General features: G+C 58.0%; 17 protein-coding genes and 1 tRNA gene. 14 read left to right on the forward strand and 4 right to left on the reverse strand.

From position 1 onward, the window contains the following. The first annotated feature begins 62 nt into the window (after positions 1–62). From CSC76_RS07550 to CSC76_RS07565, 4 genes are all read left to right on the forward strand, one after another. On the forward strand, positions 63–1,394 hold the full coding sequence (locus CSC76_RS07550) for a hypothetical protein (protein ID WP_162109417.1): 1,332 nt from the start codon (positions 63–65) through the stop codon (positions 1,392–1,394). Positions 1,395–1,396: 2 nt separating this feature from the next. Further along, complete coding sequence (locus CSC76_RS07555) at positions 1,397–3,298, forward strand: SNF2-related protein (RefSeq protein WP_238394903.1); 1,902 nt, start codon at positions 1,397–1,399, stop codon at positions 3,296–3,298. A 77-nt stretch (positions 3,299–3,375) separates the two neighbouring features. Further along, positions 3,376–4,110: a protein NO VEIN domain-containing protein gene (locus CSC76_RS07560; RefSeq protein WP_162109418.1), complete on the forward strand. Its 735-nt coding sequence runs from the start codon at positions 3,376–3,378 to the stop codon at positions 4,108–4,110. Positions 4,111–4,209: 99 nt separating this feature from the next. Next, positions 4,210–5,163 (forward strand): DNA-methyltransferase, encoded by a 954-nt coding sequence (locus CSC76_RS07565; RefSeq protein WP_238394904.1) that lies wholly within the window; start codon positions 4,210–4,212, stop codon positions 5,161–5,163. A gap of 86 nt (positions 5,164–5,249) precedes the next feature. Here CSC76_RS07565 and CSC76_RS07570 read toward each other — a convergent pair whose 3' ends face one another. Continuing rightward, a complete protein-coding gene (locus CSC76_RS07570) occupies positions 5,250–5,582 on the reverse strand; it encodes an MFS transporter (RefSeq protein ID WP_162109419.1) in 333 nt (110 codons plus the stop codon). Positions 5,583–5,982: 400 nt separating this feature from the next. On the opposite strand from CSC76_RS07570, the gene CSC76_RS07575 reads away from it, so the two are divergent. The 5 genes from CSC76_RS07575 (at position 5,983) to CSC76_RS07595 (ending at position 8,223) form a co-directional block, all read left to right on the forward strand. Beyond that, positions 5,983–6,075, forward strand: a tRNA-Ile gene (locus CSC76_RS07575). A 10-nt stretch (positions 6,076–6,085) separates the two neighbouring features. Continuing rightward, the gene (locus CSC76_RS07580) at positions 6,086–6,508 is read left to right on the forward strand and encodes a hypothetical protein (RefSeq protein ID WP_162109420.1); all 423 of its coding nucleotides are present in this window, start codon (positions 6,086–6,088) and stop codon (positions 6,506–6,508) included. A 4-nt stretch (positions 6,509–6,512) separates the two neighbouring features. Beyond that, positions 6,513–7,079: a 3'-5' exoribonuclease gene (locus CSC76_RS07585; protein ID WP_162109421.1), complete on the forward strand. Its 567-nt coding sequence runs from the start codon at positions 6,513–6,515 to the stop codon at positions 7,077–7,079. Next, a complete protein-coding gene (locus tag CSC76_RS07590) occupies positions 7,076–7,579 on the forward strand; it encodes an HAD domain-containing protein (RefSeq protein ID WP_162109422.1) in 504 nt (167 codons plus the stop codon). The genes CSC76_RS07585 and CSC76_RS07590 overlap by 4 nt, the downstream gene beginning before the upstream one ends. Then, positions 7,576–8,223, forward strand: a complete 648-nt coding sequence (locus CSC76_RS07595) for an antitoxin PaaA2 family protein (protein ID WP_162109423.1) — start codon at positions 7,576–7,578, stop codon at positions 8,221–8,223. The genes CSC76_RS07590 and CSC76_RS07595 overlap by 4 nt, the downstream gene beginning before the upstream one ends. Before the next feature lie 502 nt (positions 8,224–8,725). On the opposite strand, the gene CSC76_RS07600 is transcribed toward CSC76_RS07595, so the two are convergent. Beyond that, a complete protein-coding gene (locus tag CSC76_RS07600; RefSeq protein WP_162109424.1) occupies positions 8,726–9,544 on the reverse strand; it encodes a hypothetical protein in 819 nt (272 codons plus the stop codon). 206 nt (positions 9,545–9,750) lie between these two features. On the opposite strand from CSC76_RS07600, the gene CSC76_RS07605 reads away from it, so the two are divergent. The 5 genes from CSC76_RS07605 (at position 9,751) to CSC76_RS07625 (ending at position 15,599) form a co-directional block, all read left to right on the forward strand. Beyond that, positions 9,751–10,038: a hypothetical protein gene (locus tag CSC76_RS07605; protein WP_162109425.1), complete on the forward strand. Its 288-nt coding sequence runs from the start codon at positions 9,751–9,753 to the stop codon at positions 10,036–10,038. A 206-nt stretch (positions 10,039–10,244) separates the two neighbouring features. Further along, complete coding sequence (locus CSC76_RS07610) at positions 10,245–10,997, forward strand: TnsA endonuclease N-terminal domain-containing protein (RefSeq protein WP_162109426.1); 753 nt, start codon at positions 10,245–10,247, stop codon at positions 10,995–10,997. Further along, complete coding sequence (locus CSC76_RS07615) at positions 10,988–13,018, forward strand: DDE-type integrase/transposase/recombinase (protein WP_162109427.1); 2,031 nt, start codon at positions 10,988–10,990, stop codon at positions 13,016–13,018. Before CSC76_RS07610 ends, CSC76_RS07615 begins: the two co-directional genes overlap by 10 nt. Continuing rightward, entirely contained in the window at positions 13,015–14,109 is a 1,095-nt protein-coding gene (locus CSC76_RS07620) for a TniB family NTP-binding protein (RefSeq protein ID WP_162109428.1), read from the forward strand. Before CSC76_RS07615 ends, CSC76_RS07620 begins: the two co-directional genes overlap by 4 nt. After that, on the forward strand, positions 14,106–15,599 hold the full coding sequence (locus CSC76_RS07625; RefSeq protein ID WP_162109429.1) for a TniQ family protein: 1,494 nt from the start codon (positions 14,106–14,108) through the stop codon (positions 15,597–15,599). Before CSC76_RS07620 ends, CSC76_RS07625 begins: the two co-directional genes overlap by 4 nt. Before the next feature lie 24 nt (positions 15,600–15,623). On the opposite strand, the gene CSC76_RS07630 is transcribed toward CSC76_RS07625, so the two are convergent. Both CSC76_RS07630 and CSC76_RS07635 read right to left on the reverse strand, forming a co-directional pair. Further along, a complete protein-coding gene (locus tag CSC76_RS07630) occupies positions 15,624–16,100 on the reverse strand; it encodes a hypothetical protein (protein WP_162109430.1) in 477 nt (158 codons plus the stop codon). A gap of 452 nt (positions 16,101–16,552) precedes the next feature. After that, complete coding sequence (locus CSC76_RS07635; protein WP_338014940.1) at positions 16,553–21,013, reverse strand: RHS repeat-associated core domain-containing protein; 4,461 nt, start codon at positions 21,011–21,013, stop codon at positions 16,553–16,555. Positions 21,014–21,052: the final 39 nt, after the last annotated feature.

The following is a 21,052-nucleotide window of genomic DNA, read 5'->3' on the forward strand; positions in this document are numbered from 1 at the left end:
GTCGTACTGAAGGCGAGCTTCAACCGATACAACGGCGCCGGGGTGGCGCCAAGGGGAATGGAATGAGCACTACGTTCAACGTTGTCGATCCTGAGCTTCGCCATGAACAGATTGAGCTTCGTGTCGCCGAAGCCAGAGCCCACGGCAAGCTCCGTAAAGAGTACAAGTTCCGAAATGGGGAGGAGCTGCCGCTCATCTCCCTTCCGATTGGCACGCCTATCTACCGACTTGAGAACTATCGCACCCGCGATAAGCAGTTGAGCCTGGAGGCGCAAACAGCGGTGCCGCCGGGCTTCTTCAACCCTAAAAGACGCGAAGACAGCTCAGTCCAGGCTAAGCAGCACCAGATCCTGCTTGATCAGGCGAAGACGGGAAGTGGCGAGACGATCAAGCCCATCTACGAAGAGCTTGAACGCGTTAGGCTGCAGACCGATGAGATCATCGTGTCCGCTGATGGCGTCGTGGTGAATGGGAACCGTCGCCTTGCAGCCATGCGAGAGCTTCATCGAGCTGACCCGAGTGCGTTCTCGGGATTCGCGCACGTCAACTGCATGGTACTGCCCAAGTCGGCCACGGTCGATGAGATCCGCAGCCTTGAGATTGCGCTGCAAATGCAGCCTGAAACGAAGCTTCCGTATGAGTGGACCGCTTTGGGGCGCGCCGTTAGGGACTTGCGCGACGCCAACGTCCCTGAACAGGAGATCATGAATGAGATGAATCGAAGCAAGTCGGAAATTCAACGCGCGGTCAAGATGGTTGAGGCCGCCGAGGCGTATCTGGACTCGTGGCTCGACAAGCCTCAGAACTTCGATTTACTGAAAGACACCGAGCAAGCGTTCATCCAGATTGCGACGCGAAACTTAGGCAAGCAGGACAATGTAGCCCAGCGAGAGGTCACACGACAGTTCGACTTCTTCCTTGTGGAGCATCGGACGCTTCTTTCTGACAGTGCTTATACGCTGATCAACACAATTGAAACGAACCCGGATGCATTTCTCACCGCCGTGGCGGTGGAGTTCGGAGTTACGCTGGAGGCAGCCGCTCCGGCGAGTGAGCCAAAGCCGGAGATCAACTTTGATGATGACGTCGGCGCCGGCGTTGACTATGGCCCATTGGTCGACCTACTCATTGCTGCGCGTGAGGATGACGAAGGTCGTGAACGCACCGTCCGCACTATTGAAGAGGTTTGTGATGTTGTAGCCGAGCAAGGCAAGAATAGAGACAAGGCCGCACTCAAGTTCGCGGTCAAAGCGGAGAAGAATCTCACACTTGTCGACTTGACCACGGCAGCACCATCTACTTACTACGAGATCAATGCCGCGCTTGAGCGGTGTATTGAGAGAATTGAAAAACTGCAGCATCAGCTGCAGGAGCTAAATGAGTCGAGGGCCTAACAGTGCCCTCGCCAACCCTCACGCTTTCGTATGTCGCGGATGCGAGCCGCGGACTGTTCACGCGCTCCGATGACGTGCCGATGCTTGCTTGGACTCGGTTGACGAGCTCGGCTCGCGACATTGATGACAGCGCGATTGCGCGGCGTAACGTGCTTGAGGTGTCTTGGCCCACTGCTTTGACCCTGATCCGCACGCTGGCACCTTTGCAACGCTCGTTAGGCTTCCTGTTTGAAACAGACGCGTCTTCGGACGCGCGTGTGAAGCAGTTCATGGTGGACTATCGGGCTGTCCGGGATGCTGGGACTCGGTCCCAGATCATTGCGCCTGAAGATATCCAACCTGCCCTGACGGCCATGGGATGGAATGAGGAGGATCACGGATTAAAGCCATACCAGGCGGCCAACCTCTCCGCACTGCTGTCTCTGCGCAACGGCGCAAACTTCTCGGTACCCGGCGCAGGAAAAACCACAGTAACGTTTGCACTTCACCTGCTGAGCCGAGACCAGGCTGATCGTATTCTCGTGGCAGCCCCGAAGAACGCGTTTCCTGCCTGGGAGGAGATCATCGACGAGTGCCTGCTGCCAACAGCGTCAGGTGAGCTTCGTGCACCTTTTCAGACCTTGACCGGTGGTGAGGCGCGCATCCGCGAAAGCCTGCAGGCTGGGGGAAAGCGCTTCCTGATCTCCTATGATCAGTTGGTGAGAGTCGATTCTCTCATTGGCCACTACCTTGCCACCCGAGCCGTTCATCTGGTCCTTGATGAGTCGCACCGCATGAAGGCCGGCTATACCTCGCTGCGCGGCGCAAGCTTGCTCAGGATGGGACACCTGGCGATCCGCAGAGACATCCTGACGGGCACACCCATGCCCCAGTCCAGTAGCGACATGCAGTCTCAACTGGACTTCCTGTGGCCAGGCGCCGGGCTGGGATTCCGCATCAGTCGCGGGGAGGAGCCTCGCAAGGTGATGGACGGCTTGTACGTCCGCACGACCAAGTCGGACCTGCAGCTGCCGGAACGCAAGCGTGTCTTTGTGCCGGTCACGATTTCAGATGCACATTGTGCGTTCTACGCGGTGCTTAGAGACGATCTGAGGGCACAAGCAAGCAAGCTATACCGCGGCACGTCGGCCAAGGCCCTCATTGCTACGCGCCGGTCCGTGGTTCGCCTCTTGCAGGCAGCGGTCAATCCCGCGCTCGTCGCCCAGAGCCTGGATGAGGTCGCCAGTCCCGAGAAATCTGGCCTGCTGCGCGCGGTTCTCCAAGAAGGGGCCACCGAAAGGGTTCGGCAGAGCGCTGCACTGGCGGAGCGCCTCGTTGCCCAAGGGAAGAAGGTGTTGCTCTGGACCATCTTCACCTCCACGGTCCATCAGCTGCGGGATCTCTTGTCTCATCTCAACCCGGCGCTTATCTATGGCCAGATTGATATGGGCGATGAAGACGATGACGAAAGCAGGCAAGGCCAACTCCGCCGCTTCAAGACGGACCCTAACTGCCATGTGATGATCGCGAACCCTGCCGCGGCGGCTGAGGGCATCAGCCTTCACCTGCAGTGTCATGATGCGATCTATGTGGATCGCAGCTACAACGCCACACACTTCCTGCAGTCAATTGATCGAATTCATCGACTTGGCTTGCCCGACGAAGTAGACACGACGATCTACGTCATGCAGAACCGCCTGCCCTCCGGGATAGGCTCAATCGACGTCTCGGTAAGTCGGCGGCTTGGCCAGAAGATTCGCAATATGGAGAAGCTGCTGGACGATCGTGATCTACACGAGTTGGCCTTGGATGAGGAGAACGCCCCACTGTCTATTGCCGATGAACTCGACGCGCGCGACATTGATGACATCGTTGCTGAAATCGAGAACCGTGCACCCCAGCTTTCGGATGAGGAGGCTGTGTGACCCCTGTCCTAGCACTCAAACCCTCCGCGATCAGCGGATTGGTTCGACTGCGAGCCCGGCTTCGGGATGACCCCGCGATGTCGGTGGATAAAGCGTGCAAGTTGCTGGAAGCCACCTACGATGGCGCGGGACTGGACCTGGAAGGTGCAATGCAGCTGCACGAGCTCATCGAGCCCACCCTCATCGACCGACAGGTCTTATATCGCCAGGTCATCGGGCTGACGGCCCGCACAGCTGCACCGACTTGGCTTCCACTGCTGTGCTCGGGGCGAGAGGCAATCCGCGCTGTGGATACGGATGTGGCCACCTGCTTCGAGCGAGCCGGAGCATTCGACCCCATCCCAGACCAATGCGTCATCGACTGGTGGGATGAGCTCGCCAGCCTGGGATATGCGGACGATGACCTTGCAAAGATGTCTTCAGGCCGGGAGGCTGAACGGCTTTCGCTTCGCCATGAGCAGGAGCGCCTAGCGAACGTCCCGGACGCTCCGGAGGTTGTCTGGAAGTCACTTGACTCCAACGTCGCAGGATATGACATCCAGTCCTGGCAACTTCTGGGAGGATCGTGGTCGCCCAGGTATATTGAGGTCAAGGGATCCAAGCGTAGTCCCCCCATCCTGTTTCTGACACGAAATGAATGGAACACGGCGGTTCGGCACGGGGAGGCCTATGCGTTCCATGTATGGGATTTGCACCATCTACGTCTTGCAGAAGTCTCCGTCGAGCACATGGCCACTCACGTACCAACTGATAGCGGTAACGGAAAGTGGGAGCAGGTTCGAGTCCAGCTAGACGAAGTCGCTTTTACATAGGACTTGTTCGCTGGGGGCCTGATGGCCCCGGCCCGGAGGTCGGGCTTGCGCATCCGGACCGGAGATCTATAATTCTCGAAGATCCAGCGAGACACCCCTATGCTGTACCGACGAGCACCTTCGGCCTGGGCCCATATCAACGCCAACGGCGGGCGCGCTGCGCTGCTGAATGGCGACTGCAAGGCGCTGCTAGCTGCCATCCCCGACAACTCGGTGTCACTTGCCATTACGTCCCCGCCCTACTGCATGGGCAAGGAGTATGAGCCTGGCAACACGATCGAAGACTTCATCGCCGCGCACAAGATCGTATTGCCGGAGATTCTTCGCGTCGTCCGTCCTGGCGGCAGCATTTGCTGGCAGGTGGGCTATCACGTTGACAACAACAATGTCATGCCGCTGGACTACCTCATCTTCGATGCAATGAGGCAGCTGCCCGAGCCGCCGATCCTTCGCAATCGTATTGCGTGGACGTTCGGTCATGGCTTTCATTGCGAGCGCCGTTTCAGCGGCAGGCATGAAACAGTGTTGTGGTTCACGAAGGGCGACAACTACACATTCAATCTGGATGCTGTGCGTGTTCCCCAGAAGTATCCGGGCAAGACCGCGAACAAGGGTCCGCTCAAGGGGTTGCCCAGTGGGAATCCGCTTGGCAAGAACCCTGAAGATGTCTGGGACATTCCCAACGTCAAGGCCAACCATGTGGAGAAACTCGACCATCCTTGTCAGTTTCCCGTTGCACTGGCACAACGACTCGTTGCCGCGCTGACAAATCCTGGCGATATCGTACTGGACCCCTATGCCGGCGTGGCCAGTAGCGGCGTGGCCTCCCTGCTGGAGGGGCGTCGCTTTATTGGTTCCGAGTTGGAAGAATACTACGCGTCCCTGGGAACCGAGCGCTTGGAACAAACAGTGCGCGGCGATGTGCGTGTGCGCGCAGATAAGCCGGTGCATGTGCCGAACCCGGACAGCAAAGTGGCTCGACGCCCTGAGCATTTCCGAAACTTTGACAGCCCCCCGCAACATTCGGGCGCTGAATCGGCAGGCACTCTGTAAGCCCTGCTCCGTACGTAGATCCACGACTCGTGGCCTAAGCATTCTTGGATCCCATGCGCGCCCTGGGCATGCTATCTCAGCTGTAGTCACGCGCTATCGAACGCGGCATTTGCAACCGGCCGCCCGTGGTTGGCGTGCGCGATCAGCACAGCTGTCACGATCGCCAGTACGCCCCCGAACCACATCGTCGCAGTAACTCCAAGCTGATCCACCGCTTGACGACCCAGCACCGCGTCCGCGCCGATGGCAGCTTGTGCGATTGACACAAACAGGGCAGCCATACTTTCCAGGCGATTGGGTGCTGCGCTGAAGATCCAGGTCTGCACCACAATTGGAAGCATTCTTAATGTTGTGCCTGGCAAGGCGCGGGCAAACGCGGCGCCGACGCTGCCCGCACCGATGATGCAGATACCCTCCATGGGTGCGTCCTCAGAGTTGACTCAAATAACAAGGTGAAGTCGCCGTCAGCCAGAACCTTCGCGCCGGGGTCCAGCGAGGCGGCGGGCTGACGAGGACGGCGACAACGCTGGCGACTCCTTCGGACTAGCCGTAACGCCCGATTGCCACGCCCGGGCTTACCGGCATGGCGACTTCGCCAGTGGCCGGGCTCATGTCTACGTCGATCGGGTCCTGGGAAGCGGTAGTCAAGGCGATGCCGCGCGGGCCCAGGTCACGCGCAAGACTTCGATGGATGGCCGCGAGTGGATCATCGTGACGGCCTTACTGACCTCTTGTTTTGTACGCAGAACTTGCTAAATTCGCTTCCGTGAACATCTTTTCCCGCTCGCTCCGAATACCTGGCTGATCAGCAACTGATCAGCCCCTGTAGCTCAATGGGTAGAGCAGCGGTCTTATAACCCGTCAGCGCCAGATAAGCGGCTTGTGCCGGTTCGAGTCCGGCCAGGGGCACCACCGCCTGTGCATGAACAGTCGCACGGAAGATCCTTCGCCCGACGTAGGTGCCTGCCTCATCCCAAATTTGGGGGCATTACATGGCAGCAAGCGAGTTCATGCGCTAGAAATCAACCACTTAGTCATGCGCCAGAGCATCGTTTGCTCAATTGGCGCCTTTACGCATGACGTAGGCATATTCTTTCTCACCATGCCCATCCTGGATCCTGATGACTACCTTTCGTTCATCGTCTATGACGAAGTGCGTGGTGGCTGGTGCCTAACCGAAGAAGGCCAATGGCTTCTTGTCCAGGAGATGATCGCTAGGACAAAAGAGCTCGATCGCCTTGATGTAATCGAGGGCCGAAAGCCGCCCACCTATACGCATTTCATCCAGCCGGAGATGATTAAGGGTGCAACAGTGATTTGGCCGAAGAAGTACACGCCAAGCTGAAGCCGTGACCTACCTTTTCCTCGATACCGAATGGGCGGACCCGATTGGCTCCGAGCTAGTGAGCTTGGCGCTCATCACTGAAGATGGAATCCATCGGTTCTATGCTGAGCGCGATCCCTTGCCCGACGTGGCTACCGACTTCGTGCGATCGGTTGTCTATCCCCTACTGGAACGTGGCAAGTGCCGTATGACCGACCAGGCGATGACGACCGGCCTGCGCGCCTTCCTGAGCGCTGTCATAGAGCCGGTCGTGTTGGCTGACTATCCCAATGACCTGGCGCTCCTACAGTACGTGATCGCAGGGTTCGACCTTTCAGACGATCAGGCTGCGGCATGTGGGCCAATCCCGCAGCCCGTGATGACAAGAATGCTGAAGGAGGGCGCGATGGGCATGCTGGTCGAGGACTACTTTGCGGGACATCCGGCGGCCGCCGCCCGACGCCATCATGCGCTGGTTGACGCAGAGGCTTTGCGAATGGCTTGGCTGGTGGTGACTGGAAGGATAGACGTGCCTGAGTGGGCGAGAACCATGCACATGCTGCGTCTTCGACCCAAGCGGCCCTCCGGATGAACGCCGTGCTGTTTCTTGATTTCGACGGCGTGTTGCACCCGCTATGGGCTCCTGCTCCCTTCAATGACTGGCAGCTTGAGGTCACCTTTGGCCCAACGCCTTACGCAGGCCCATTCTTCCTGCATGCGCCTGCTCTGGCTGCAGTTCTCTCGCCCGTTCTGAAACACTTGGAGATCGTGGTCTCTTCCACTTGGGGGAAGAACCGCACGTTGGACGAACTGAGGCGGTTGCTTCCCGCGCCTGTCGCTGCTCGAGTCATAGATGCCGTGCATCACCATCTGCCGCCCACGACGAAGGCCAGGTCGCGCTGGGAGGAGATCTCCTGGTATCTGCAGAACGTCCGTCCTTATCAGAGAGGCCACTGGCTAGCCCTCGATGACGATGACTCAGGTTGGCCGACCGGCATGAGGTCGCACCTTGTGCATTGCGAACGGGATTTTGGAGACGCCGTAACGCGCGAAAGACTGGAGGCCGCTCTGGCGGAGCGGTACAGATCGTGATCAGACTATTCCTGGACAGCGAATGGGCCAACGATGCGCTTCGTGAACTCGTCAGCTTGGCCCTAATAAGTGAGGACGGCGAGCGTGTCTTCTACGCGGAGCGCGACCCTCTACCAAGCATGCCGTCCAGCTTCGTACGCGAGAGTGTTTATCCGCTCCTCAATCGCGGGGAAGCGGCGATGAAGGACAACGTCATGACGGACGCGCTGCGGAGCTTCTTGGAGCCCCTGGGTGATTGCGAGATCTTTGCGGACGCGCCGCTCGACTTCTCGATGCTCAACCGGGTATGGAACGGGCCTGACCGGACACCGCCCGGAGCGCTATTCCGTACGAGGCTTGCACGCGAAGGCAATCTGATGCCAAGCGTTGAGCGCTACTTTGAGCTCAACCCTGACCAGAGGACGCTTCGACACCATGCTCTCGTAGACGCCATGGCACTTCGATCGGCTTGGATCCTAGAGAACTACAGCTTCGACGGCGATGTGGGTGATGCGACATCATCCGACCCCCACTATGACGAGTGGCTTCAGGCAAAGGTAAGGGCCGCGAGAGCTGATCCGCGGCCGGCCATTCCTCACGAAGTCGTCATGGAGCAACTGACGAAGTGGCTTGAGGCCATGAGCGCTAAGGCAGCGGAAAAATAGTCGGTGAAACGTCGCCCTGCGGACGCACGAACACACACGTCCGAGGCAGGGGCACGCACTGCGCCGGCATCTTGACCTGGCCGCTACTTCAGGCAAGGCAACTATCGGCGCAATAGATATCTTGCCCCAAGCCGCCGATTGAGCAATCTCATCCATGGATCGACATGGCGGTGGGCCGTATAGCCATACGGGCTGAACGCAACGCGATAGGCGCCACGCTTTGCGCGCAGCTTCTAGTGCAGTCCGAGGCCCGAAATCGCCGCTTATCAAGACAGGCCGTTCCAATTGGCGTCACTCAGGCTCGAGAACGACCACATGTTGCTCTGCAACCCTCTTGATCTCTTAGGCGGAAGGCTTTGAGCCATTAACCGGAGCCTGGCTGCGCCAGTTGGAGCGTGGCAGATACGATCCAGACTCCGGCCAGGGTTGGTACGCAACGACTCTTCAAGACCGACAGCAGTGCCTGGTTATCCAGCTTCGTCTCTGGACACGGTTCGGATATCTACGTAGTCGGAGTTATTGCTTGCTTGCGCCCTGACGCCCAGATCTTCTTCCCTTGGCTTATCACGTCTTCTTCAACTGGCGTTCTCCTGACCTCTTTGGACAAGGCACCAGCTTCGTTCTCCTCGGCCATGGCTAGCACTTGTTCTGGGAACCATTCCCTCAAGCACTTTTCAGTGATACCGCCAGGGACTGTGAAGATGGGCTTGAGTCGGCCCCCGATGCCCTCTACGTCCCAGATCTTCTTAGCGACTTCCTCTTGAAGTGTTCGCCAGCTCACCAGCAGCTGTGGCTGGTTCATGGCGGCGAACATGAATTCTTGCCTTGTAACATCGGCGGCGCGCCGGGCCACCTTGGGCTTGCGGTTACGTTTTGCAATGAAGTAGCACGCCATCGCGAACACAAATCGATCTTGCGCTCGCATCTCGCTGAAGTGCGGATCTGAAAAGGCTTCTTCGATGACACCCGTGTCCTGGATGATCTCGATGTTGGGGTTTCCCGAGCCAGGTTCGCTGCCACTATGGGCCCAGGGCCAGAAGCGCTCCCGCACACGCCCCCATACCGAATCCACGGCATAGGTCATGACCGCACCGAACCTGGCGTCATGCTCGGTGCAATCGAGCATGTGGAAGATCGGGTGGTTCCCCCAGTAGATGGCGTCTATGTCAGGGCGGCCCTGCTCAATACTGGACACCGTGATCCAGGTGGGACCATGGCCGTTGCGTAGATTGCGCATCGTGCCGTTGGTGGGATGGGTCCCGCCCGCTGCTTTGCGTAGCACCAGGTCCAGCCGGTCCGGCTCCCACACGCCCGCTTTCATGGCAGCTTCGCAGAAGACCGCCTTGCCTACGCATGGGCGCACCCCCTCTCCCCAACGCTTCTTGCCCCTGAGCGCCTGGGGCAACGGGATGGGCGTTACCACATAGCACGGGGCATCTTCCCGATAAATTCTGTACAAGTTTCGGCCCCGCGCGCGGATATCTTTCCCTATCGTGCCTATACCGCACGATGCAGGACAGTCGGTTGTTGCCTGACAAAGATATTGCCGCGCGCGGCCAGGAACTGGAGCGCTGGCTGCTGACGGAGTTCGGACCGGTTCTGAGCGGCCTGCCCCTGAGCAAGCTGCTCGGCCACCCCTCTCCTGGAGCATTCAGGCAGGCGGTGCGCCGCCATGGTGCCCCCGTTGCCTTGTTCCAACAGGGCGGCCGGAAGGGCTGGTGTGCCGCTACCAAAGAGGTCGCCTTCTGGATTGCCCGTACCGAGGCCGCCGCCCAGGCGCTCTCCACCCAAACCCCGCCGGAGAAGACCCCATGACCTGACCCACATAGAGGCTTACACACTCTCCGGGCCAGAAACGCAGAAAGCCAGACTTTCGTCTGGCCTTCCGGAATCGCTAACAAAAGCTTTGGCGGGCTTTGTAGCGATTCTGGACTGCGCGGCCGCCGCCTGTCAACGGGGTGAGCCCTCCTGCCCGGATCTTTCCTTTACCTGTGCCGCCATGCGGCACTAAGGATGATCCGATGACCCTGTTTACCCCTGACTTGGGCGTATCGCGCCCAAGCTTCCCTGTGGTCCTGCCCCGCTGGCCGGCCCCCGATCTTCACGATGCCCTGATCACCTGGTGGTGGCCTCCCGCGGGGGAGGTGCGAGCACGCAACGTGCTCAGCCGTGGCGCCATGCGGGCCATCTACCGCTTCAGCAGCTGGAAACTGGCTCGAAGCGTTCACTTCGAATCTGCCCTTGAGGAGCAAGTCGCGCTGGCGCTGGATGCCTGTCCCACCGTGGGCGCCTACGCCGAGCAGCCAGTGCTCATGGAGTATGCGACGCCTTACGGCGGCTGGGCTCGCCACTATCCGGACTTCGCGGTGCTTCACCGCGGATCGCGAGCCTTTATTGAAGTGAAATTCGCGCGTGACGTGGATGCGTCGGTTCTGAAGCGCACTCAGCACCTGAGCACGCTGTTGGCGCCCCTGGGCATCGTGTATCGGCTGGTGACCGAGGTCGACCTGCCTTCTCCTGCTCGTCTGGCCAATGCCTGGTCCCTGTTGTCTCGTGGACGTACTGCCATCACGGACCTCCAGGCCTTGCTGGTCCATCAACAGGCGCTAGACGGCGTATCGCTGGCTGATCTGGGCTGGGGACGAGTCGCTAGTGCACGGTCACTGGCTCGCCAGATCATGGAGGGTCGCATCAGTGTGGACCTGTCCCGGCCGATCGGCTTGGACACCATGGCCTACACCTCCGAACAAGAGGAGGGCTGGCTGTGGGCATAGGACTCTTCAAGGTCGGCCAGAGGTTCGATCTGGATGGCAAGCGACAACACATCACCCGACTGCTCGATAAGGAGCGCATCGAGTTCGAAGATGCACAGTCGGCCCGTCGGCAGGAGCTGACGCTGACTGAAGCGCTGGAGCTTTACAAAAGCGGCAACTTCGTTTTTCGGCCCATCATTGATATCGAAGCGGACAAGCGGGCGCGCTCGCGGGTCATGAGCAACACCCTGCTCGCCTCTGTGCCACCCCTGCTGCGGGATCTGGCCAAGCTGCGACTGCACTTTGTTACAAAGCTTGCCCACTTCCCGACGACGCGAGCTCGTCTGACGCCGCTGGTGCAAGCCTTGTGGGAAAAGCTCAAGCCAGCAGACCTTGCACTGATGCCTGAGTGTCCGCATGCCAGCAGTGTGGCTCGCTGGATGAAGCAGTACCGCGACGCGGAGAACAACATTGTCGCCCTGCTCGACCAGCATGCACTGAAGGGCCATCGCGATCGCATCCCGCAGAAGGTGCTGGACCTCATGGAGGACTGCGTTCGGGATGGCTATCTCACCCCTCATCGCAGAAACATCACCTCTGTACTAAGCGACATCAATGGTCTGATCGATGACACCAATCTGATGCTAACCCCATCAGAGCAACTGTCTCCGATCAGCTACGAGCAGCTTCGCAAGTACATCAGCAAGCTTCCCGCCTATGAGGTCTATGCGGCCCGCTACGGCGAGCAAGCGGCGGACATGAAGTTTCGCAACACGGGCAAAGGGGCGTCCGCCGCCCTCCCCTTGCAGCGCGCTGAGATGGATCACTGCAGACTCGATCTGTTCGTGGTCGACATGGAGACGGGCCTGCCCTTGGGTCGCCCCTGGCTGACCGTGATCATCGATGCGTGCACCCGCATGATCTTAGGCTTTTCTCTGAGCTTCGATGCGCCCAGCAGCCTGACGGTGATGCGAGCGCTGCGGCATGCGGTGCTACCGAAGACAGAACTGGACGATGTCACCCAGCCGTGGCCTACCTGGGGGATCATGCGTACCTTGGTGGTGGACAACGGTGTTGAGTTCCACGGCGCCAGCCTGGACTACGCTGCCGGACAGTTCGGCATCACGATTCAGACCTGTCCTCGGCGCCAGCCTTGGTTCAAGGGTAGGATCGAGCGGTTCTTCCGCACACTTCAGACCGATCTGATCTCTCTGATCCCGGGGCGAACGTTCTCCTCCATCATCGAACGCGGCGATTACGACAGCTCCAAGCACGCCGCGATCACCTTAGAGACGCTGAATCGGGTGATCAACCTCTGGATTGCGGATATCTATCACCAGAGCACCCACTCCTCCATCAGACAAACACCCGCCCAGAAGTGGGAAAGCCTGATCGATAAGGTAGACCGCCACCTTCCCGACTCGGCCCAGTGGGTGGATGCGGCATTCGGAAAGCCGGAGACGCGCGTTGCTGGCCACGAAGGCATCTTGAAGGATTCGCTTTACTACAACTGCGCCGAGCTCGGCGTCATGCGGCAACAACTGGGCGAAAGGATCACGGTCGACATCATTACCAACGATGAGGACGTGGGCTATCTGTATGTCGTACATCCCGAGACTGGCGACTACATCAAGGTGCCGGCGATTGATGAGGACTACGCGAGCGGCCTGACCCGCTGGCAACACACCAAGTGCAAGGAGTACGCCAGGTACCTGTCGGAGAAGGGCGAGGATCGCGTCAGCCTGCGCGACGCGAAGCTGAAGATCGTCGAGATGATTGAAGAGGACATGGTGGTGAATCGCCGCAAGAGCCGCGCCGCGCAAAGCCGAGCCCGCAGCATGCGGAAGCAGAACTCTTCCAAGCCCGCTACCACTTCCGCACGGCTAACCTCGTCAGCTAAGCGAAAAGGCGGGGCCTCAGTGCGGCCTGCGGAACAGGACGCCATGCACTCGCCTCGCAACCCTTCAGTCGCTCGTGATGACGATCTTCTCGACCTCACCGTCACCGTTGCCGTGCCCTACACACAGGAGGCCGCCGCATGAACCACGTTCTTAATGTTCCGCCACAGCCCACCACTGACCTCACGCTCCACCTGAGCAAGATGGCTATGTTGAGGGTCGAGACACCGATATTCGTCGAATCACACGACATCTTGGGTCGAGTGCTGAAAGAGGTTGGCACTACATGTACACCCGCCTTCAAGCATTTTGTCGGTCATTCAAAAGCTGGCAAGTCCTACATATTCCGGCAATTCGAGATGAAGTTCCCAGCCGAACGAACTCCAACCGGAATACGCAAGGAGGTGATCTACGTCCAGGTGCCTTCGCAGGGCACCATCACCGGCGTCGTTGAAGCGTTGCTTGAAGCACTCGGAGACCCCAAGTACGCCGAGGGGCCAGTCAACAAGAAGACGGCACGACTCAAGAAGCTGCTCGTCAAGGTCGGCTGCAAGATGGTGATTCTTGACGAGTTCCAGGAACTCGTGGACAAGAACCAGAACAGGTCGCTCAGTCTCACCACTAACTGGCTCAAAGAGCTGGCTGAGATGGGCACCTTGAGCGTCGTATGTGTCGGCTTGCCAAGCTCCAGTCGGATTGTTCGGCATTGGGAACAACTGCGCACTCGCTTCAGCCGCACCATCGAAATCCCCGTACACGACTGGACCGATGCGCGATCCAGGAAGGTCTTCCGCTCGGTGCTTCGCGGCGTCTACAGCTCCATGGCACCTTTCAGTGTCCCAGATCTGACTTCAGAAGAGCTCTCGCTTCGCTTTTTCATTGCATGCGGCGGTCGCCTCGGTTTGCTGTGGCGCATCCTCGACCAAGCAGTGAAAGATGCAATCTGGGAGAACCGGACCGAGATCTCGCTGGCGCACCTCGACGCGGCTTTCCAAGAGGCCATCTGGTATGCGGGCGAAATCCCCATGGAAGGCGGACCGTTCTATGGCTCCCTTTCTCCTGACCAGCAGCAGCGGCTATGCGGCGTCGCCATGTACTTGGCGCAAAGGCCACCCAAAGATCAGGAGGACGAAGAGCTGCATCTGGGATCCATGCAGAGGGATAAGGAAGAGGCCCCAGCCAAACCCTTGAGTAAGAAGCAGCTTAAGGCCGAGTTGAATCGGGCTCTGACATGAGCTTGCTCTCGGAGATTCAGGCAACCGATCCGGTTCGCCCCCTAGTGGTAACGCCGCTTCCCGATCCCCGGGAGGCGGCTATCGGCTACGCCCTAAGGTTGTGCGATGCAAATTCATACGACTCACCCACTATGTTTCTGGGCGGCATAGGCCTGGACCTCACACGTCAGGCGCTGGGAGGAACGGCGCCAGTCCTCTCCGCTTTGACAGTCAAGGATGACTCCACGTATGAGCGGATCGCTATCCGCAAGGCAGAGAATCACTCCTACTACCTGAAGGGGCAGCGTCTATCGGGGCGACATGTGAGCTTCCACCATCACAAGATCTGCCCGATTTGTGTACACGCCGATGGCATCCATGACGCAAGCTGGCACCTCTCGCTGCTTACCCATTGCCCTGTTCATCGAGCGCCTCTGGTCAACGAGTGCCTACGGTGTGGCGCAGGCTATCGCATGAACCGGCCCGGCACGGATCGTTGCAAGTGCGGAGCACCGGTTTCCGAACACCCATCCGCGCCGCCGTGCAGCATTGAGGTAGCCACCCTCTTCGCCGCCATGAGAGCGAAGCTGTTCAATGACACAGGTATCGCCATAGCGCCACGCGAGCTTTCCGCGTTTGAGGATGCGAGTCTCAATGAGTTCCTGAATCTCATCAATGCTATGCACAAGTTCGTAGTGCAGCACTGCCGAAGCCTGGGCACGGACAAGCTGCTGACTCGTGAGCAGAGGGCCATGCATGTCGTCGCCACCGCGCTGCTCCTGCTAGAGCAAGGGGTTGACGTACTTCATGGAGCATTGAGGGGCAGACCTGTTGCGCCAGATGAGTACGTGCCTGCAGCAGCCTTCCGTTGGTTCAAGGTGCATCATGCGGGACTGATCAAGGCGGCTGGACTTTCGTTCTTGGCGGGCAGGATTGATGCATTTCTCGCCGATCGACGGAAGTTCAGACCCAAAAGTGAGACCCAACGTGGGCCGAGATCCCCAGAGGCGGCGCTGCGGCGGGAGGAAGCACTGCGAGACTCAGAGGCCTTCAACAGAAAGTGGGTGCTAGCCGACAAAGCAGGCTCTCTGACAGATTGTGACGACGACTATGTCAGATGGGCAGCGCGCCTGAAGCTCTTCACTTGGGCGAAGGGCATTGGCAATCGCATGGTCGTGGCACGAGAGGAGATCTTGCGGCTGCGGCTCTCTGCCTCCATCGGATTGCAGCCCGAGGAGGCTTCCGCTCTCGCGGACATCCCCGTCCAACTGTTCAATCGCCTGGCGCGATCTAGGATACATGTCGCGCAGTTCATCCCTTCGACGGGGGGGCCGCACTCAAAGGAGGATGTACTACGCCTTAAAGGTTCTATCGATGACGCACGTCACGTCGTCATTGAGGGGCTTGGGCAGACCGTCCAGCAGTTCCTCAATCGAACCCCGAAGTCGATGCTGAACTCCACAAAACCTTTAGTGGAGACAATGGCCAAGCATAGACGCAGCACTCAGTAGGAGCTACGAGCTAGCTCTTTCGACTCAAGCGCCTCCCGAGCCGTAGACAGCGAGTTTTAACTCGAGATATTGCCTTTCGACAGTACTGAAGTCCGCGCTATCTAGCCACCGTCTGAAGTCGGTTCCCGGATCTGAGCTTGCTTCCCTCTCGACCTCCTTGACCAACCTAGGATCTCCGAACACGACAGAGAATCTGTTGGTTGAATCCTTGAACAGGAACAATTCAGCTGAAGCTTCGAGAACTACTGCCGCGTATGAGAACTCCGACAGATATGCCGTCAGAGCCAACTCGTTGGACTCCAGTGTCTCGACTGATATGAAATCCAGGCCATTGACGGCGAAAGCTTTAACGAGTTCGCCCCGTGTACAGCAAGATCGGACTAGGTCGTCGGAAGGGAAGTCGGGGAATATCGCGCTGCTCCAGCGCCTTGCTGAGATGACATCAACAGAAGGCTGCCCCTTCGCATTCAGTAGCGCTGGATGCCCGCCTACCTTAATCATCATTTCCTCAGGTCAACACGCCCTATAAAGGCACACGCCCCACCTACCGTTCAAGCGACCACACTCCCATGGAGACCGCGATAACAACGATGGTTGCGACAACTACCCACAGAAGCAGTGTCGGTAAAGAACCAAATACGACGCCAACAAAGTCGCGATGCAAAGCTCCGACGAGCTCACTAGCGTCGTTGTTATACTTCTCTCGGAAGTAGCGCCACCTGTAGACAGAGTACAGCGTCGTCATCGCCCATGCGGCGGTTAGTCCGGCTGTTGCCGGACGCGAGCCATCTTGACTAAGGATTGCCGCTACCACAACTAACGGGCCCATCGCCATCAAATACATTAGGGCGAACCGACCCCAACTCAAGCTAAATGCGCTGTCCGACATATCGTCATCTCACCATTGAAGTAGGTGGTCGGCGCAGCGCGCCGACCACCGAGAAGAATAGCGTCTATTTATTGCATGGGCAGGGATCAGCGGCGTAGCGATCATTCAATGCCTTTCCTCCTTTGATAGCGTCCGCCGCATCTGACTCGTTGCCGATGCGCGACAGTATTCTCCGAACCCCTCGGAGCTTGCCACCCATCGTCATGCCGAATGACAGGACTTCTCCAGCCTCGGCGCCATCTGCGCCAAGGAGCGCACCGCCGACTACGGCGTATGCAGAGTCTCTGGGCTGATGGTCGATAGCGGTCATAATTCCAGTGACACCATCGTAGGTTGTCATTCCACCGTTTGCGATAACCAAGCCTCCTGCGCCGACGACGAGAGGATTCAGAGCCGCTGCGCCCATAACTGAGGCGTCGGCACCCACTCCCATCTCTGCGATCCCGCCAGCTACGTCGATGACACCCACGGCCAAGCCAAGATAGTCGATGCACAAGCCCGTTGGGTCAGTATTCCACAGAGGGTTTCCTAGCGCGTACGCATAAGAATTCAATCCGCCACCGATGCCCACCGGATCACTCTGCAGGTACCGCCCGAGGCGGGCATCATAGTAGCGCTGGTTGTTGTACCAAAGATCGCTTTCTTGATCGTAGTACTGCCCGGGCAAACCGATATTCAAGCCACCAATCGCATCCAAGGTAACCCGTCTGTCGAACGGATAGTTGGCGGCTCGCCAAACCACGGCTCTTGCCGTGTTGGTGACTACTTCGGGCCTGCCCAAAGCATCGTTGTGAACATAGTAAACGCTGGCGGCACGAACCAGGCCGATAAGCTGGCCATCAAACCAAAGGTAGTTTGACCAAGCGCCGCTGTTGTCCGACCTTTCGGCCAACAAGTTTCCTTGGGCACCGTAGACAAATCGCGACCCTTGACCATTCGCCGCAACTTTCCTGACGCGCCTACTCAATGCGTCGTTGGTATAGGTACTAACCCCGCCTACGAGGCTAACATTCGCGTAGTTTGGCTGCGTGAAGCTTACCGCTTGACCACGGCTAATGCTCGCCAATCCATTGAAAGCATCATATGCATAAGCTGCACTTGAACCAGACCATGAATGAGATGCGACATTGCCCCTTGCATCGCTCGAGTACCCGTGACTACCCATACCGGAAACCCGATTGCTCTGGGCATCGTGTTGCAGGTATTCATCAAAGTTCCATATATGGCGAGTCTTGTTGCCATTGACATCCCAAACGAACTGCTGATTTCCTGAAGGGGATGAGAACGACGCAAGGCGGCTTTGAACGTCATACGTATATGTCTGACTTAAGGAAGAGTCAGTTGCGCTAGCGATTCCTGAAACGCGCGCATTAGCGTCGTAACTATACGTGAGACCTTGGACTACCTGGGCCCCATAGGCAACCTGAACACCTGTAAGGCGGCCATCCTGATCGGTGCCGAGAGTTCGAGTCAATCCATTACCAAGCGACATCTCCGCGATGCCGCCAAATGGCTCATACAGACTTCCAGCGACGATATTCGTAATCGTGCCACCCACGTTGACTGTCATCGTCGTGAGTTTGTCAGAGGCATATCCGTAGCCCACCGCAATGCCACTCGGATATGAAATAGCATTCAACCGGCCGAACTGATCATATTGGTAGCCCGTCCAGAACTCGCTACCTCCGGCAGAAGTGATATCGCGCTGCACGGCCATACGCCCGTCACTGAGGTATCCGAATATCGACGATGTCACCTCCACGCCGTTGGAAAACGACGCCACCCCACAGAGAAGTCCTTTCCCTGAGTTACACCAATCATAGCTAAGCGTCCTACTCTCGGCGCCCCCAGACGCCTGAACAAGCCGCCCGATTGAATCGTAGGAGTACGAGAGCGAACTCCCATCTGCGCGCGCCATTACACTCACGCGGCCGACGGCATCTCTCTGGTATGACGTGGCCCCCGTCTCTGCTGTGTATCGAGCCCACAGGCCACCAAAACCGTCATACACATAGGTCTGAACCCGGCCCAGTGGATCCGTCAGCTTGGTCAGCTTGTCGTTCTCGTTGTACTCGAACTGAATCACGCCTCCATCTGCATAGAGCGCGCTCTTCAGCCGATTTAGCTCGTCATACGTGAAGCTCACGGCGTTGGAACCAGCAGAATTCCTGATGGTTTGTATGTTGCCATTCGGGTCATACGTGTATCGTATGTTCATGCCATAGCTTCCGCGGATGCCTCTTGGCCTGCTGAGCTCGTCGTAGTCCAACGAAGCTATCTTCTTCTGCACGTAACCCGGAATCCACTGCTCCTCCCAGAATGGCTCCATGCACTCCTCTTCCGGAGCGCCTACCGGCCCCATGCACGTGAAGACGAATGTCTGAACTGTTTCGACGGATACGTCTTGGCTGAACTTCAGGTTGCCCGCTGAATCGTAGGTGTAGGACTGTTCTTCGTCCGTCGCAAAGTTGACCAGTGTTCCGCCCGACGCCCTTCTTGTCCTGAAAAGCCGCAGCGAAGACGTATAGTCGTAGTTGGTGGTAACTCCAGATGGCGACGTCACAGAAGCCAATGTCCCGTTCGGTCCGTACACATAAAGCGTATCCGCAGGATTGCTTCCATCCGGATATCTACGGAACCGTGTAACGCGGCCCTGAGCGTCATAGATGTAGTCGGTATGCGCGCCATTGACGCCCGTATGGCGCCCGGGGAGGCCAAGACCATTGTGGTTACTGTAGGTCTCGATGTGTCCGAGCGAGTTTGCACGCGACGTCAGATTTCCCAAGCTATCATACGTGACCACGATGTTGTCACCGAGTCCCGCCATCGGCCCATCAACTTGTGCGGAGGCGAGCATGCCGCCTGCGAGCGCGCCACCGGATCCACCCCCGTAGTAGCTGTACGTGAAGTTGGTGGTCCTCACCTGGTTGGCAACGCCATTCGCGGAGATGTTCTTCTCCGATACGGAAGATAACGTTCCAAGCGGGTGGTAGTAGTACGTAGTTTCCAGCTGTCCGACGACCGTCTTCTTGAAAACTTTGTCTTGAAGGTTGCCGCCATACCACTCGTAAGTAGTGGTACGCTGCCTCGGAGTTCCGTAGGCCTCGATCATCACTAGCAACTGACCTTTATCGCTGTATTGATAGGCTGTCTTGTTGCCATTGTGATCCTCCTGCATGGCCGGATGTCCATTCACGTCGTACTCGGTAAGCGCATATGTAGCGACCGGGCAGTTCGGACTTGCGTGCCCCACCGTGCTGATGTGGCGACCGTTTTCAAACGCGAAGGTGGTTTGCTTCCCTAGCGGGTTAGTTTGCACCACGGACATTGCACCATTGGCGCCCGTTGTGTACTGAAAGGTGAACTTATCAAGCCCGTTGTGTTCGCTGCTCGTCGCACGGCGAGATGCGTCGTAGGTAAACTTTGAGTACCGTACGCCGTTGAAACTCTTACCAGTTAGCGCGGTGTTATCCGCTATTTCATAGTGGTAGGTAATTGTTGACGCTGGTACTCCCGGCTTTGCTGTAGCGACCAACCTGTTGTATCCGGCGCCAAATGTGTTCTCGTTGTAAGAGTAGCCATAGTAGTTGCCAGCGGGATCCCTAACAGCCGTCAGACGGTTTCCGGTCCAGCTAAATTCGACGTACCGCCCGGAAGTATGGGTGACTCGATAGGGGTAAGTCCCGTTGGTGTACGTGAATGTCCAGCCAACGTTAAACCTGTTGTACCTGGATTGGATGTAGCCAGCGGACGAGTAGACCTCCGTTTCACCATCTTCAGTGAAGAGAATAAAGCTTCCGTTCGGCTGCTGTTCAATTCGAGCGATCGGTCCCGGTCGATCCTCGTAGAAGATTCCGTTAGCGTCACGATCAAACTTTAGCGTCCTTCCATCAGGGCGCCATGCATAGATCGTGGTTTCAGCGCCGATGCCACAAGCACCGCCTCCTGGGCGTGGGTGACATGAGTCCAGCGCGATTGTCCCAAATGTTAGCTTGTAATCGAAGTTGCTTATCCAGTGCTTGCCGAATAGGCCAACCCCCGTCCAGTAGTGGTTGTATGTTCTAGCCAGACTTAGGCTCATGTCGCCACTGGTGGAGAAGTCCAGCTCCGGTTCGATCTTGTTCCCCGTCGAAATCACGATCGGATTTCCACCGCATGGAGCTAGCGCCGCGGCGACAGTCTCACCTATCGATCTAAGTAGATCTGGAAGATCATCTATTGGTGACATCGACTCCGATTCAACTAGGTCAGCTCGACTTCCTCCACCCGAGCTACCTAGCCCGCCCGCACCAGGGACACCAACGAAGCTGCACTCCTCCCTTACACCAACGACATTTCCCTGGTCATCTCGTACGGTTACGTAAGTCTTGACGTAGCCGACAGGGCATGCCGAAGCAACGAAGCTAGTACCAAGGATCATTAGCCCCGCCAATGCTGCGGCCCAGCGTCGTCTCATAGGACGTTCGCCAACCAGAATTCTGCGCCGCACGAATCCACCGACAGTCAGATCTGACGCCACTTCCATATAGATTTACCCCTGGTCGCCTAAGCGAGCGCGTCACCC

The organism is Pseudoxanthomonas mexicana, assembly GCF_010093385.1.
In the GTDB taxonomy this organism is placed as follows: Bacteria; Pseudomonadota; Gammaproteobacteria; order Xanthomonadales; family Xanthomonadaceae; genus Pseudoxanthomonas_A; species Pseudoxanthomonas_A mexicana.

Coding starts and splice junctions, on each gene's coding strand:
- CSC76_RS07625 (WP_162109429.1), top strand. CDS start 14,106: ATGAGCTTGCTCTCGGAGATTCAGGCAACCGATCCGGTTCGCCCCCTA.
- CSC76_RS07635 (WP_338014940.1), bottom strand. CDS start 21,013: ATGGAAGTGGCGTCAGATCTGACTGTCGGTGGATTCGTGCGGCGCAGA.
- CSC76_RS07610 (WP_162109426.1), top strand. CDS start 10,245: ATGACCCTGTTTACCCCTGACTTGGGCGTATCGCGCCCAAGCTTCCCT.
- CSC76_RS07580 (WP_162109420.1), top strand. CDS start 6,086: ATGAACAGTCGCACGGAAGATCCTTCGCCCGACGTAGGTGCCTGCCTC.
- CSC76_RS07630 (WP_162109430.1), bottom strand. CDS start 16,100: ATGATTAAGGTAGGCGGGCATCCAGCGCTACTGAATGCGAAGGGGCAG.
- CSC76_RS07590 (WP_162109422.1), top strand. CDS start 7,076: ATGAACGCCGTGCTGTTTCTTGATTTCGACGGCGTGTTGCACCCGCTA.
- CSC76_RS07550 (WP_162109417.1), top strand. CDS start 63: ATGAGCACTACGTTCAACGTTGTCGATCCTGAGCTTCGCCATGAACAG.
- CSC76_RS07600 (WP_162109424.1), bottom strand. CDS start 9,544: ATGAAAGCGGGCGTGTGGGAGCCGGACCGGCTGGACCTGGTGCTACGC.
- CSC76_RS07565 (WP_238394904.1), top strand. CDS start 4,210: ATGCTGTACCGACGAGCACCTTCGGCCTGGGCCCATATCAACGCCAAC.
- CSC76_RS07570 (WP_162109419.1), bottom strand. CDS start 5,582: ATGGAGGGTATCTGCATCATCGGTGCGGGCAGCGTCGGCGCCGCGTTT.
- CSC76_RS07560 (WP_162109418.1), top strand. CDS start 3,376: ATGTCGGTGGATAAAGCGTGCAAGTTGCTGGAAGCCACCTACGATGGC.
- CSC76_RS07620 (WP_162109428.1), top strand. CDS start 13,015: ATGAACCACGTTCTTAATGTTCCGCCACAGCCCACCACTGACCTCACG.